Origin of the sequence: Nonomuraea sp. NPDC052634 (genome assembly GCF_040678535.1) — a bacterium.
Lineage (GTDB): Bacteria > Actinomycetota > Actinomycetes > Streptosporangiales > Streptosporangiaceae > Nonomuraea > Nonomuraea fastidiosa.
This window is the reverse complement of record NZ_JBFATY010000004.1, coordinates 234,878-248,660: the sequence shown is the minus strand read 5'-3', so window position 1 is coordinate 248,660 and position 13,783 is coordinate 234,878. Positions and strand designations below refer to the sequence as shown.

Annotated in this window: 13 protein-coding genes; 6 read left to right on the top strand and 7 right to left on the bottom strand. The window is 70.7% G+C overall.

The genetic code is table 11. From position 1 onward, the window contains the following. Window positions 1–38: 38 nt before the first annotated feature. Both ssd and AB0K67_RS20350 read right to left on the bottom strand, forming a co-directional pair. Complete coding sequence (ssd, locus tag AB0K67_RS20355; RefSeq protein WP_364062080.1) at window positions 39–1,082, bottom strand: septum site-determining protein Ssd; 1,044 nt, start codon at window positions 1,080–1,082, stop codon at window positions 39–41. Between the two features lie 1,269 nt (window positions 1,083–2,351). Beyond that, window positions 2,352–3,131, bottom strand: a complete 780-nt coding sequence (locus AB0K67_RS20350; RefSeq protein ID WP_364062077.1) for an oxidoreductase — start codon at window positions 3,129–3,131, stop codon at window positions 2,352–2,354. 745 nt (window positions 3,132–3,876) lie between these two features. Between AB0K67_RS20350 and acs the strand changes: the two genes are divergently transcribed. The 4 genes from acs to AB0K67_RS20330 all read left to right on the top strand — a co-directional run bounded on the left by acs (window position 3,877) and on the right by AB0K67_RS20330 (window position 8,017). Then, window positions 3,877–5,850, top strand: coding sequence for an acetate--CoA ligase (gene acs / locus AB0K67_RS20345; RefSeq protein WP_364062074.1), 1,974 nt, complete (start codon window positions 3,877–3,879; stop codon window positions 5,848–5,850). Between the two features lie 373 nt (window positions 5,851–6,223). Continuing rightward, window positions 6,224–6,667, top strand: a complete 444-nt coding sequence (locus tag AB0K67_RS20340) for a phage holin family protein (RefSeq protein ID WP_364062071.1) — start codon at window positions 6,224–6,226, stop codon at window positions 6,665–6,667. Beyond that, window positions 6,657–7,577 (top strand): alpha/beta hydrolase, encoded by a 921-nt coding sequence (locus tag AB0K67_RS20335; RefSeq protein ID WP_364062068.1) that lies wholly within the window; start codon window positions 6,657–6,659, stop codon window positions 7,575–7,577. Before AB0K67_RS20340 ends, AB0K67_RS20335 begins: the two co-directional genes overlap by 11 nt. Further along, on the top strand, window positions 7,574–8,017 hold the full coding sequence (locus AB0K67_RS20330; RefSeq protein ID WP_364062065.1) for a DUF309 domain-containing protein: 444 nt from the start codon (window positions 7,574–7,576) through the stop codon (window positions 8,015–8,017). The genes AB0K67_RS20335 and AB0K67_RS20330 overlap by 4 nt, the downstream gene beginning before the upstream one ends. Here AB0K67_RS20330 and AB0K67_RS20325 read toward each other — a convergent pair. After that, entirely contained in the window at window positions 8,014–9,204 is a 1,191-nt protein-coding gene (locus tag AB0K67_RS20325; protein ID WP_364062062.1) for a MarP family serine protease, read from the bottom strand. The genes AB0K67_RS20330 and AB0K67_RS20325 overlap by 4 nt on opposite strands. A 103-nt stretch (window positions 9,205–9,307) precedes the next feature. On the opposite strand from AB0K67_RS20325, the gene AB0K67_RS20320 reads away from it, so the two are divergent. Then, a complete protein-coding gene (locus tag AB0K67_RS20320) occupies window positions 9,308–9,799 on the top strand; it encodes a HEAT repeat domain-containing protein (protein ID WP_364062059.1) in 492 nt (163 codons plus the stop codon). A gap of 8 nt (window positions 9,800–9,807) precedes the next feature. Here the strand turns inward: AB0K67_RS20320 and AB0K67_RS20315 are convergent, their stop codons facing one another. Both AB0K67_RS20315 and nth read right to left on the bottom strand, forming a co-directional pair. Next, window positions 9,808–10,455 (bottom strand): CoA pyrophosphatase, encoded by a 648-nt coding sequence (locus AB0K67_RS20315; RefSeq protein ID WP_364062056.1) that lies wholly within the window; start codon window positions 10,453–10,455, stop codon window positions 9,808–9,810. A gap of 40 nt (window positions 10,456–10,495) precedes the next feature. Beyond that, complete coding sequence (nth, locus tag AB0K67_RS20310) at window positions 10,496–11,230, bottom strand: endonuclease III (protein ID WP_364062053.1); 735 nt, start codon at window positions 11,228–11,230, stop codon at window positions 10,496–10,498. A 313-nt stretch (window positions 11,231–11,543) separates the two neighbouring features. Here nth and AB0K67_RS20305 point away from each other — a divergent pair, with 313 nt between their 5' ends. Then, a complete protein-coding gene (locus AB0K67_RS20305; protein ID WP_364063236.1) occupies window positions 11,544–12,179 on the top strand; it encodes a Crp/Fnr family transcriptional regulator in 636 nt (211 codons plus the stop codon). Here the strand turns inward: AB0K67_RS20305 and AB0K67_RS20300 are convergent. Both AB0K67_RS20300 and AB0K67_RS20295 read right to left on the bottom strand, forming a co-directional pair. Further along, complete coding sequence (locus tag AB0K67_RS20300) at window positions 12,176–12,967, bottom strand: MBL fold metallo-hydrolase (RefSeq protein ID WP_364062050.1); 792 nt, start codon at window positions 12,965–12,967, stop codon at window positions 12,176–12,178. The two genes, AB0K67_RS20305 and AB0K67_RS20300, sit on opposite strands and share 4 nt — an antisense overlap. Next, window positions 12,964–13,773, bottom strand: coding sequence for an NUDIX hydrolase (locus AB0K67_RS20295; protein WP_364062047.1), 810 nt, complete (start codon window positions 13,771–13,773; stop codon window positions 12,964–12,966). The genes AB0K67_RS20300 and AB0K67_RS20295 overlap by 4 nt, the downstream gene beginning before the upstream one ends. Between the last annotated feature and the right edge of the window lie 10 nt (window positions 13,774–13,783).

The following is a 13,783-nucleotide window of genomic DNA, read 5'->3' as shown; positions in this document are numbered from 1 at the left end:
GGCGGTGCTCAGGCGGCCTGCGGTGGTCGGGGCGGTGCTCATGCGGGTGGGAGTAGGTCGCGGAGTAGGGACGTGCACAGTGCGCCGAGCACCGTACGGGGGCCCAGTCTGGGGAGCTCGCCCCGATTGAGGGTGGCGGTGAGTCTGGGCTGGTCGGCGAGGGTGCCGGCGGAGGGGATGCCCAAGGAGGAGACGGCCAGGTCTTCGTCCAGCACACCGGGGCGCAGGACGGCGCGGACGTCGAGAGTGTGCTTGCGTACCTCGGAAAGCACCTGGACGGTGGAGAGGATGCCGCGTACGTCGGCAGGCGCCACCGCGAGGGTGGTCTTGGCCCTGGCGAGGGCCTCCGTCGCGGCGGGGTCGAGGTGCCGGGGAAGGTCGACGACCACAACGTCGAACCCCCGCCGGCCCGCTTCCAGGACCGAGCGCATGGCCTGTGCGGGGATCGGGGCGACCTCGCCCCGGTGGAAGGAGAGCACGGCCAGGTCTCCGAACGATGGGAGCGCCGCCTGGAGGGCGCTGGAGCTGATCCTGCCCTCCCGCGCCACCAGATCGCCCCAGCGGGAACCCTTGGCCTCCTCGTGGCCCAGGAGGGCGTCTATGCCTCCGCCCAGCGGGTCGGCGTCTATCAGGAGGGTACGGAGGCGGTCGCCCGAAGCTCGAAGCGCCAGGCAGGCCGCCAGGACGCTCGCGCCCGCCCCTCCCCTGCCGCCGATCACGCAGATGATCGAACCAGATCGAGGGTCGGGCTCCATCGCGTCGGCCAGGCGGTCGACGAGGCGGCGTTCGTCGGCGGGGAGGGTGAGGACGGTCTGCGCTCCTACCGCCACGCATTTTCGCCACGTGTCAGGGTCGTCCGGGGCTCTGGTGACCAGCAGGACCTGGTCGCGGGACGGAGGTGAGGTGGCGGCCACGGCGTCCGCCTGGTCCGCGCCGATGGCGATGAGCGGGGCCAGGTTCCAGAACGGGCGGGCGGCGGCTGGGGCGTGTGCCACGTCCAGCTGGGCTCCGGCGGCGGCCGCTATGCGGACGAGGTCGTCGAGCAGGGCGTGGTCTTCGGTGATGACCAGAGGGCGGTGCATGGTCGGGTCGGCCTCCCGGGTGGTTCTTACGGGTGGTTCTTACGGGTGGTTTCAGGTGGTCTCGGTGGTCTCGGGCGACATCGGGCGATCTCGGGCGACCTCGGGTGGTCTCAGGCGATCTCGGGTGACCGCTCGGGCTGTCTCGGGTGATCGCTCGGGTGATCGCTCGGGTGGTCTCGGGTGGTGCTCGTCGTGGGAGGTCCGAGCTTCGTCGAGCGGGGCGGGGTTGCGTAGGGCCGAACGGGGTTCTGGGGATGGCGGCCTGGCTGGTCTCCCTCTCCTGTGGATGCGTCTGTCCCCTGTGGATGCGTCCGGGCGTGCGGGTGTCCGCAGGCATAGGGGTGTCCGGGGGCATGGCGGTTCCCGCGGCACGGTGGTTCCCGCAGCACGGTGGTTCCCGCAGCACGGCGGTCCTCCGCGGCACGGCGGTTCCCGCGGCACGGAGGTCCTCCGCGGTGGCAGTGGTGGCGGTGCTCGTGCTCGTGCTCGTGAAGACGGTGTCGGTCCCCGCAGGTTGAAGTGTTCTCCGTGGGACCGTGTCGGTCCTGGCGCGGCGGCTCAGGGGCTCCAGGGTGCCCCTCCGTACGAAAGCTCTGGGACGCCCCTCCGTACGAAAGAACGGCTCGGCTCGCGAAAGCGGAAGCGCCGCATCGCTCGGGCGAGCGGGGCGCAGCGCGCGGCGGCAAGGCAGCGGGAAAGGCGTCAGGAGGCCCGAGGAAAAGGGGCGACCCCCGCCGGGGGGGAGAGCGGGGGTCGCCTGATCGGTCCGGCTCCGGGGGGGTAGAGCCGGTCCCGTTTCAGAAGAAAGCTTTCATCACTAGACCGGAGCCTGGCAAGGGACTCGCAAAGCCATCCCGAGCAAGACCGCTCCAGTTTCGGGCGATACCACCGTATGCTGCCCGATCCACTCGAGTTTCGTCGAGGAGCAATCTGGAATTTCCGCCAAGTTTTTTCGTCCTGGCATAACGATCACATAAAGATGGTCACGGAGAGTGACCGAACGGCTGGCGCGACCCATGGATGAGTAAAGGTCTTGGGGCCAGGGCTTCCCATCTGCGCGGATTGGACATAGAACGGTGTTACGGACCACCTTGTCCGGGTGCATCGACCGGGTACCCACGCGCGACCAGCCGCGGGAGGCGCGTCGTGACGGGCTTGTCCCGCTCCGACGGAAGAAGGTGCACGCTTGGTAACCCGGTGCGATGCACGGCCGACGGCGTCTCGTGACAGGGACGCCGTCCGCTATGTGCGATCCCCCTTGGTGCCGGATCAGCCCCGCTGCATGGCCTCACAGATTGCAGTCGTCTCGCGAACGCCCAGGCTTACCGCAGAGGCACAGTGCTGTACCCAGGCGGCGACGCCCTCCTTGGTGCCCGTCAGGTACGCCCTGAGCGCGTCCGCGTAGGGCAGCTCCAGATGCCCCACCTCGACCGCCACCAGCGACTTGGGGTCCAGGCCGTACTCGACCAGAGTCAGCCTCCCCGCCGCCCGGGCGACGACGCCGTCGGCCGTGCCGAAGGGGCGCAGCACCGCCAGCTCCCCATGCACCACGGCGGCGAGCACGATCGCGGGGGCCTTCGTGGGGCGTTCAAGCAGCGTGAACAGGGTCTCCATACGGGCCGTCGTGTCCACGACGCCCGGCGCCGGGCCCAGCGAGAGCGGATCCGGGGCCTCGTCCACCGATCGGGGACGTCCCAGGCCCTCCTGGTCGGTCAGGCCGGCGGCGGCCACCGTGTGCAGCCTGGCGAGCACCTGCCTGGGAGCCTTGCGCCAGGTCTGCCCCAGGCGGCCCATCTCGGCCGACGCGCGCAGCGCCCCCTGGACCAGCGGGTCGTGCACCTCGTCGCGGCGCAGGGCGTCGAGGGGTACGTCCGTGCCCTCGATGGCGGCCGACGCACGGGCCCCACGCAGGGACGACTCCGCGGACACCGCCGGGCTGGCGCGGCGCAGGACGCGGTGCCGGTAGAGCCGGTCCACGGCCTGCCGGGCCTCGTCCACCGCCTCGGGCACGCCGGGGAACTGGGCGATGACGGCCAATGGGTCACTCACGTCCCCGACCTTACCTGCGAGTAAGGGCCTGCAGGACCTCGCGTGGTGCGTTGTGCTCATGTGCAGCCGTACGGACCGGTGGGCGCCACATCATGCAGGCGCGCGGGCACGAACGTGTAGCCGACGCCCGGCCGACGTGTAACTGACGCGTGGCGGGTATGCAGACGTGCATGCGCGCAGGTGCACGCCTCGCGGTGCACATGTGCATCGCCGCTTGTCAGAGGTGCGCGGGAAGCTGGGAGGCTGGCGCGCAGGAAGCTGGGAGGCAGGTGCGCAGGAAGCCGGGGATGGGTCGCACCACGATGTGCAGGCGGGCCCTCGGACGGGGGGTTTCCCCTGGTTTCAGTGGGGACATGGGCCAGAGCAAGGCGGGGCGAGGCGGTGCGGACCGGAGTGGCTACCGTTGCGTACGGTAGGCCCATGGGAAGGTCGAACGGGCCCGAGAAACGCCCGCAGAGCGCCCATGACCGACGATCCAGGCATTACCCGCGCCACGCCCGCACCGTTGTCCGGATCCCCGAAAACCACCACAAGGGGGACCCATAAAGGATGTTGATTCCCCGGTCCCCGCATTCTGAAGATTTCAGGATGACAACGTTTCAATAGCGTTTGTCATGCGCGCAGATAACCCGCCGACCCGCCGCGCCGCACGGTACGGACCTGTCTAGACCTCTTGTGTACGGAGGCCGTGAGCTGGTGAAGTGGGACACGAACCTATCCATTCTGGCCATAGAAGGAGCACGAGGTGGCCCCGGAGACCGCTGGTAACGAAACCCAGGCGCTGTCCAACCTGCTGCAGGAGAATCGCCGGTTCGAACCGCCGGCTGACCTGGCGGCGGCCGCGAACGTGACCGAAGCCGCGTACGGCGAGGCCGCAGCGGATCGTCTCGCGTTCTGGGAGCGCGCGGCCGATCGGCTCACCTGGGCCAAGAAGTGGGACAAGACTCTTGAGTGGAACGCGCCGTTCGCGAAGTGGTTCGTGGGCGGTCAGCTGAACGTCGCCTACAACTGCGTGGACCGCCACGTCGAGGAGGGGCGCGGGGACAAGGTCGCCTACTACTGGGAGGGCGAGCCAGAAGGCGACACCCGTACGCTGACCTACAGCGACCTGCAGCGCGAGGTCAGCAAGGCCGCGAACGCGCTGCAGGAGCTGGGCGTCGGCAAGGGCGACCGGGTGGCGATCTACATGCCGATGATCCCCGAGCTGCCCATCGCGATGCTCGCCTGCGCCCGCATCGGGGCGATCCACTCGGTGGTGTTCGGCGGGTTCTCGGCCACGGCGCTGAAGAGCCGGATCGACGACGCCGACGCCAAGGTGGTCATCACGGCCGACGGCGGCTACCGCAGGGGCAAGCCGTCCGCGCTGAAGCCGACGGTGGACGAGGCGGTCGCCGAGTGCCCGCAGGTGGAGCACGTCGTCGTCGTACGGCGTACCGGCCAGGAGATCTCCACCACCGACAAGGACATCTGGTGGCACGACCTGGTGGACCGCCAGAGCGACCAGCACGAGGCGCAGCCGCACGACGCCGAGGACCCCCTGTACATCCTCTACACGAGCGGCACCACCGGCCGGCCGAAGGGCATCCTGCACACGACCGGCGGCTACCTGACCCAGACGGCCTGGACGCACCACGCGGTCTTCGACCTCAAGCCGGAGACCGACATCTACTGGTGCACGGCCGACATCGGCTGGGTGACCGGCCACTCCTACATCGTGTACGGCCCTCTCGCCAACGGCGCCACCAGCGTCATCTACGAGGGCACGCCGGACACCCCGCACCGCGGCCGGTTCTGGGAGATCGTGCAGAAGTACAAGATCACGATCCTCTACACGGCGCCGACGGCGATCAGGACGTTCATGAAGTGGGGCGACGACATCCCCGCCAAGTACGACATGTCCAGCCTGCGCATCCTGGGCTCGGTCGGCGAGCCGATCAACCCCGAGGCGTACGTCTGGTACCGCAAGCACATCGGCGGCGACCGCTGCCCCGTCGTCGACACCTGGTGGCAGACCGAGACCGGCGCCATCATGATCAGCCCGCTGCCCGGCGTCACCGCCGCCAAGCCGGGCGCCGCCATGCGCCCGCTGCCCGGCATCAGCGCCGACGTGGTGGACGACCAGGGCAACAGCGTGCCGGACGGCGGCGGCGGCTTCCTCGTCGTCCGCGAGCCGTGGCCGTCCATGCTCCGTACGATCTGGGGCGACGACCAGCGCTACATCGACACGTACTGGAGCCGCTTCGAGGGCATGTACTTCCCCGGCGACGGCGCCAAGAAGGACGAGGACGGCGACCTGTGGCTGCTGGGCCGCGTGGACGACGTCATGCTCGTCTCCGGCCACAACATCTCCACCACCGAGGTGGAGAGCGCGCTGGTCAGCCACCCGAAGGTGGCCGAGGCCGCGGTGGTCGGCGCGACCGACCCGGTGACCGGCCAGGCCATCGTGTCGTTCGTGATCCTGCGCGGCGGCGCGGAGGAGAGCGAGGACATCGCGACCGAGCTGCGCAACCACGTGGCCAAGACGCTCGGCCCGATCGCCAAGCCGCGCCAGATCCTGGTGGTGCCCGAGCTGCCCAAGACCCGCTCCGGCAAGATCATGCGGCGCCTGCTGCGCGACGTGGCCGAGAACCGCAGCATCGGCGACGTCACCACGCTGGCCGACAGCACGGTGATGGACCTGATCTCGCAGAAGCTCCCGTCCGCCAAGTCCGAGGACTGAGCCTCCTCAGGTTCCACGTGAAACGGCCGCTCCCGGCGCACGCAGCAGCACAGCGCGCGCCGGGCAGCGGCCGTCGCGGTTTCTCAGAACGTCGAACCCCACTGATCAGAACGTCGAACCCCACTGAGGGGGCGAAGCCGCAGCCCGCCGCCCCGAGCGCTATCTTGTCCGATCAGGTAGTTCTGGGAGTGATGGCGGAACCGTGCTCGGTAAGTTCCTCGGCGTGTTCGGCGGCGCCTGGCGGCCCTCGTGGCCCGGCCTGGCGAGACTGTCGAAGGAGCAGGCACGGCGGCGGTGCTGCTTGACACGCGGGTACGCAAGCGTCGCGCTGATGATGTTTGACACGGCCAACCGGCCTCGATAGGAGACGTTCATGCCGCAGACTCCCGAGGAAGAATCGCTGGGCTCGCTGGTCGCCCAGGCGAGCAGTCACATCTCGGCCTTGATCCGCTCGGAGATCGAGCTGGCCAAGGCCGAGTTCAGGTTCGACGCCAAACGGGTGGGCACGGCGGTGGGGATGTTCGCCGGAGCCGCGTTCATGGCGCACCTGTGCCTGATCCTCGCCTCGTTCACGATCGCGTACGCGCTGGCCCAGGTGATGCCGCACTGGCTGGCCTTCCTCATCGTGACGGTGCTGTACTTGCTGGTGGCGGGCCTGGCGGTGCTGTTCGGCGTGCGCCGGCTCAAGGGCCTGGCCGGGATGAAGCGGACCACGAGATCGATCAAGGGGCTGAAGGAGATCGCCACGCCCGACGAGCAGGAGCGGGAGCCGGCGCTCGCCCCCGATCGGGAGCCGGTGACCCGCGATGGCACCTGACGAGTCGGTCGTCCACATCGAGGGCCCGTGGACGCACCGCGCGGTGCACGCGGGCGGCACCCGCTTCCACGTGGTCGAGGCGGGCGAAGGCCCGCTGGTGCTGCTGCTGCACGGGTTCCCCCAGTTCTGGTGGACGTGGCGGCACCAGCTCGTGTCGCTGGCGCGGGCGGGTTATCGCGCGGTCGCGGTCGATCTCCGGGGGTACGGCGGCAGCGACAAGCCGCCGCGCGGCTACGACCTGCCGACGCTGGCGACCGACGCGACGGGCCTGATCAGGGCGCTCGGCGAGACCGGCGCGATCGTGGTGGGCCACGACTGGGGCGGGCTGCTGGCCTGGACGATGGCCGTGCTCGACGCCAAGTGCGTGCGCCGCCTGGTCGTGGTCTCGGCCCCGCATCCGCTGCGGCTGCGCAGCGCGCTGGTCACCGACCCGTTCGGTCAGCTCAAGGTCAGCGCGTGGCGGCTGGGCTTCCAGCTTCCGCTGCTGCCGGAGTACCGGCTCACCCGGCGGGACGCGGCGCTGGTGGGGCGGCTGCTCGACACCTGGTCGCGGCCGGGGTGGCCGGGGCCGGATGAGTCGCGTACGTACCGGGAGGCGTTCCGCATCCCCGCCGTGGCGCACTCGGCGCTGGAGTACCACCGCTGGTTCGGCCGCTCGCAGCTGCGCCCCGACGGGCGGCGTTACGCCCGGCTCATGCGTACCGAGATCGAGGCCCCCACGCTGCAGCTGCACGGCGCGCTCGACCCGAGCGTGCTGCCGCGCACGGCGCAGGGGTCGAGCCGCTACGTGGCGGCTCCCTACCGGTGGCGGCTGCTCGAAGGCGCCGGCCACTTCCCCCACGAGGAGATCCCCGACGTGTTCGACACCGAGTTGCTCGGTTGGCTGAACGACCCGGAGCCCGACCGATGAGAGACCGCGATCCCGACGGCAGGCCGCGTAACGCCAGGCCGCGCGACGCGTACGGCCGGCCGCTGCCCTACGGCTCGCAGGGCATGCCGCGCGTCCCCGACGACTACGCCCCCACCACCGAGCAGGCCCTGGCCGACGGCCGCCGCTTCCTTGAGCAGGGCCTGCCGTTCAACGCGCACGAGGTGTTCGAGGGCCGCTGGAAGTGCGCGCCCGACGACGAGCGTGACCTGTGGCAGGGGCTCGCGCAGATCTGCGTCGGGCTGACGCATCTGCAGCGGGGCAACGGGCGCGGCGCGGTGACGTTGTTCAGCAGGGGCGCGGCCAAGACGCAGTCGTACGGCGGCGCGTACGACGAGGTCGGCAAGGCGGCCTCGAACCTGACCCAGGACAGCGACCCCGGCGCGGCCATCGCGCTGATCCTGGCCAAGCTGCCCCGTTAGTCGCACTTACGGGTGCTGGCGGGCGTGGTGTCGTTGCGGCCGGCCGCCGCGTCGGGGGCGACCTCCTCGGCCGTCAGCACGTAGCCGGTCTGCTCCTCGTTGATGGCGGCGGCGAAGATCACGCCGTAGACCTTGCCCTCGGGGGTGAGCAGCGGGCCGCCGGAGTTGCCCGGCAGCACCTGGCCGCGGATCACGTAGACCTTCCGCCTGACCGTGGTGTCGCGGTAGATGTCGGGGCCCTCGGCGTCGAGCTGGCCGCCGATCCTGGCGGGCTCGGCGGTGAAGCCCTTGCCCTTGGGGAAGCCGGCGACGATGGCGCTGTCGCCGCGCGAGCCGTCGCCGTCGAAGGCGAGCTGGGGCAGGTCGAGGCCGGGCACGTAGAGGATGGCGATGTCGCGGCGCGGGTTGTAGCGGACGACGGTGGCGGTGTGGCGGTTGTCGGAGGCGTCGATGACCTCGAGGTTGCGGGTCACGCCGGCCACGACGTGGGCGTTGGTCATGATGCGGCCGGGCGCGTAGACGAAGCCGGTGCCCTCGATGTGCTTGTTGCAGCTTTCGGCGTTGCCCTGCACCTTGACGATGGCGCGGCGGGCGCGCCGCAGCTCGGCGCCCTGCAGCACGCTCTGGTCGGGCGGCTGCACGTCGATGAGCCGGCCGGCGCCGATCGCGTCGAAGACCGGCGGGAACTCCGAGCGGTCGATGAACTTCTTGAACGGCTGCTGCCAATTGCGCGCGGCCTGCGGGATGGCGTCGTCGACGGTGGTCAGCAGCGCGGAGTTCTTCACCTGGTCGACGAGCGGGGTGAAGGACGTGGAGACGATGAGCGAGCCGATCAGCCAGGCGATGACCAGCACCGACAGCGCGCTGGCGAACGTGCCGCCGACCGCGTCGGCCACCTTGGCGGGCTCCCACGTGACGTGGCTGCGGACGACGGCCCCGAGCGTGGACGAGGCGAACTGCCCGATCGTCGCCGCGAGGAACACGATCACGATGGCCAGCAGCGCCTGCGGGGTGTCGCCATCGACCAGGGCCTTGGCGATGGGAGGCGCGATGAACACGCCGAGCACGGCGCCGCCCACGAACCCCACGAAACTCATCGCCCCGATGATGAAGCCCTGGCGGTAACCCGAGACGCCGAAGGCGATCACCAGGCCGATCAGAATGAGGTCAAGCAGATCACCGCGCACGCTTCAAAGCTAACCAGCAAGTGGGTCAAGTGTGCACGTGTTCGATCAGGATGGCGTCACCCCGCTGGCTACCTTGAGCGGTATGCCGCCGGACGGGGGAACAGTGCGCGAACTCATCCAGGCAGCTCTGCGTGACACCGATCCCGATGGGGCCCTGCGCTGGCACGTGATCTCGTTGCTGCGCGAACGGGGCGACCTGGAGTCGTTCATCGAGGCCAGGCGGCTGTGCGCCGCCGACAGCGTCGCCGAACGGTTGCTCGGCGTGGACATCATGGGCCAGTTGCGCCCCTTCGTGGACCGTACGCTTCCCGTGCTGCGCTATCTGGCGGCCAGCGAGGACGACGCGATGGTGCTGTACTCGGTGCTGATCGCCTTCGGGCACCTGGCGGACCCGCGCTCGCTCCCGTCGGTGATCGAGCTGGCGGCGCACGACGATCCCAGGGTGCGGTACGGCGCCGCGTACGCGCTGCAGCACGTGCTGGGCGAGCCGCCGGACCGCGCCGGGCTTGAGACGCTGCGGGCGCTCGCCGGCGACGAGGACGCCGACGTGGCCGGCTGGGCGGCCCTGGGCGTGGCGCTCAGGTCGGGAGCCTAGGCGGCTACTCAGCGGGTGCTGAGCCTGACGGCATCGGGCGGCAGCTCCTCAACCCGCGTCGAGTCCCACGGACGTTCGAGACCGCCCTCGCGCAGCACGGTGTCGAGGATCATCGCGGTGAACCCCCACACCAGCATCCCCCGCACCCGGAACGCGGGCCCCGGCAGGCCGCCGCGCGGGTGGCGGAGCATGAGGCGGTTGGCCGGATCGACCAGCTCGGCGATCGGCACCCGCTCGACGGAGTCGACCTCGTCGGGCGAGGCCGCGTGCACCGCGGACGGCTCGCGCCACCAGGCGATCACCGGCGTGACGCGGTTGTCGCTGTAGGTGAGGTAGAGCTCGGGCATCGTGCAGATGACGTGGACCCCGCGCGGGTCGGCGCCGGTCTCCTCCTCGGCCTCGCGCAGCGCGGCCTCGATCGGCCCGGCGTCCTCGGGATCGACGCCGCCGCCCGGGAAGGCCGGCTGGCCCGCGTGATTGCGCCCGCGCGTGCTGCGCTGGATGAGCAGCACGTCGGGGCCGTTGGGCCCCTCGCCGAACAGCATGAGCACCGCGGCGGCCCGCCCGCGCCCGTCCGGTGGCCGGAGGGGGAGTGGGACTCTGATCCGCTGCGCTTGCGCCGCCAGTCGCTCCAGCCATTCGGGCACGTGGGTCACGCATCCTCCAACACGCGGTGGTACCGATCACTTCCCCGGGTCAGGAGAACGGGCCGGATCTGACGAGCTTCTCCGCCTGTGCGGGGTCGGTGGGCCCGGTGCCGTACGAGGGGCACAGCGCGGCCAGCGGGCACACCCCGCACGCGGGCCTGCGGGCGTGGCAGATGCGGCGGCCGTGCCATATCACCCGGTGGGAGAAGATCGTCCACTCGCTCTTGGGCAGCAGCTCGCCCACGGCGTGCTCGATCTTGACGGGGTCGGTCTCCTCGGTCCAGCCGAAGCGGCGTACCAGCCGCTGGAAGTGGGTGTCGACGGTCAGGCCCGGCACTCCGAAGGCGTTGCCGAGCACCACGTTGGCCGTCTTGCGGCCCACGCCGGGCAGCGTGACCAGGTCTTTCAGCCTGCCGGGCACCTCGCCGCCGTAGCGCTCGCAGATGGCCTGCGCCATGCCGATGATGCTGTTGGTCTTGGCGCGGAAGAAGCCGGTGGAGCGGATGATCTCCTCCATCTCCGCGCGGTCCGCCGCGGCGTAGTCCTCCACCGTGGGGTACTTCGCGAAGAGCACGGGGGTCACCATGTTGACCCGCTTGTCCGTGCACTGCGCGGACAGGATGGTCGCGACCAGCAGCTCGAGCGGGTTGGAGAAGTCGAGCTCGCAATGGGCGTCGGGGTAGGTCTCCGCGAGGATGCGGTTCATCCTGCGCGCCCGCCGGACCAGGGCGAGCCGGCTCTCCGGTTTGCGCCCCGCCGCTTTCGTCGCCGCGTTCGTCGCCATGCCGCAAGAGTAGAAGCTTCCGGGGACGGTTGAACCCATGTCAGGCGCTCAGAACGGCGGCGGCCTCGGCCGACGACCCGTGGCACACGGCCGGTCGAGCTCGAAAGGTGGTCCCGGTCACGATCCGGGAACGGACGTCCGGTACCTTTCCCTCCTGACCCTCCCGGACTTCACAAGTCCGGACAAGGCACAACCACTCTGGCGTTCCCCTAACCTGTAGACGCACGCCTGGAGTGGGGTGAGTCACAATGGCAGCAGAGGAGGCAGAGTGAACACCGAAGATGTGCTGGGCAAGGCCCCCCTGTTCGCCGCGCTGGACCGCGAAAGCGCCGCGGCGCTGCGCACGAGCATCACCGAGGTCCAGCTGTCCAAGGGACAGACGCTCTTCCACGAGAACGAGACCGGCGACCGGCTCTACGTCGTGCTCGAAGGCAAGATCAAGCTGTCCCGCACCTCCCCCGACGGGCGTGAGAACCTGCTCAGCGTGCTCGGGCCGAGCGAGATGTTCGGCGAGCTGTCGCTGTTCGACCCGCGGCCCCGTACGGCCACGGCGACGGCGCTGACCGAGGTCCGCCTGGCCGGCCTCGGCCACGACGACCTGCGCCCCTGGCTGACCGGCCGTCCCGAGGTGGCGCTCCACCTCCTCCGCGCGCTGGCCCAGCGGCTGCGCCGCACCAACGACGTGCTGGCCGACCTGGTCTTCACCGACGTCCCCGGGCGGGTGGCCAAGCAGCTTCTCGACCTCGCCGAGCGGTTCGGCACCAAGACCGAGGACGGCCTGCGGGTGCACCACGACCTGACCCAGGAGGAGCTGGCGCAGCTCGTCGGCGCCTCCCGCGAGACGGTCAACAAGGCCCTCGCCGACTTCGCCGGACGCGGCTGGCTGCGCATCGAGGCCAAGGCCGTGGTCATCCTCGACGTCGAGCGCCTGCGCAACCGTTCGCGCTAGCGCCCGTCGAGGTAGTCGAGCTGGGCGGCCACCGACATCTCGGCGGCCGGCCAGAGCGAGCGGTCGACGTCGGCGTACACGATCTTGACGATCTGGCGCGGCGTGCGCGCGCCCTGTTCGCGCGCCGCCCTGATCTGGTCGAGCCGCTGCCTGCGGTGTGCGATGTAGCCGTCGAGCGCGCCGATCGGGTCGGGCAGCACCGGGCCGTGGCCGGGTAGCAGCGCCCGCGCCTCCAGGCTTTCGGCGGCGGCCCTGAGCTTGTCGAGGCTGCGCAAGTAGTCGGCGAGGCCGCCGTCGCGGGCGACGATCGTGGTGCCCCTGCCCAGCACGGTGTCGCCGGTCAGCATCGCCCGGTCGGCGGGCAGCCAGAAGCACAGCGAGTCGAACGAGTGGCCGGGCGTGCCGTACACCCGGATCTCCAGGTCGCCGACGGCCACCACGTCGCCGTCGGCGAGCCCCTCGTCGCCGAGGCGGTGACGAGGGTCGAGGGCGCGTACGGGCGCGTTCACCATCTGAGCGAACGCCTTCGCCCCTCCGCTGTGGTCGAAGTGGCCGTGGGTGAGCAGGATCGTGGTGACCCGCCGCTCCCCCAGATGGTCGCGTACGCGCCGCAGGTGGCCCTCGTCGTCCGGCCCCGGATCGACCACGATGACCTCGTCGCCGGTGCCGATCACCCACGTGTTGGTGCCGTCGAGCGTCATCACCGACGGGTTGGGCGCGAGCAGGTTCTCCGCGTGCTCGGTGCGCGAGCCGTCGGGCGAGCCGATCGGGATGTACAGGCCGCTCATGACGCCACCACCAGCCGCAGCTCGCCGTCCACCTCGACGGCCCTCGGCATGATCGTCACGATGTCGCGCGGCGTCGCCAGCACCTCCGCCACGTCGGCGCAGCCGGCCAGCTCGCTCAGCGTCCGGTACGTCGGCGGCATCAGGAAGATCTCGCCCCGGTGCGCCAGCTCGACGGCCTCGGCCGGCCGCTGCCAGACGACCCGGTCGGCCTCGCCGCCCACGTCGCGGGTGCGCTGGCCTTCGGGCAGCACGGCGACGAAGAACCGGGTGTCGAACCGCCTGGTCTCGACCTCCGGCGTGATCCAGTGCGCCCACGCCTTGAGCAGGTCCGTACGCAGCACCAGCCCCCGCCGGGACAGGAACTCGGCGAACGACAGCGAGCGGTCGATCAGCGCGAGCCTGTCGGCCTCCCAGTCGTCGCCCGTCGTGTCGTCCACGACCGAGTCAGGTCCTGGACCGGCCAGCAGCACGCCCGACTCCTCGAACGTCTCGCGCACCGCCGCGCACACCAGCCCGCGCGCCACCGCCTCGTCCGCGTGCAGCACCTCGGCCCACTCGGCGGGCGACGGCCCGGCCCATGCGACCGCCTGGTCGGTGTCGCGCGCGTCGACCGAGCCGCCGGGGAAGACGTACGCGCCGGCGGCGAAGGCCATGGTGGCCTTGCGCCGCAGCAGATAGACCTGTGGATGGCCCCCGGGCCCCGGGCGCAGGAGCACCACCGTGGCGGCGTCCCGCGCCGGAACCGGCTGGAGCCGCCCGGCCATGACCTCCCTGGCCCGGGCGGCGAGCTCGGCTGGTAGCAGCATTCCCGGCATC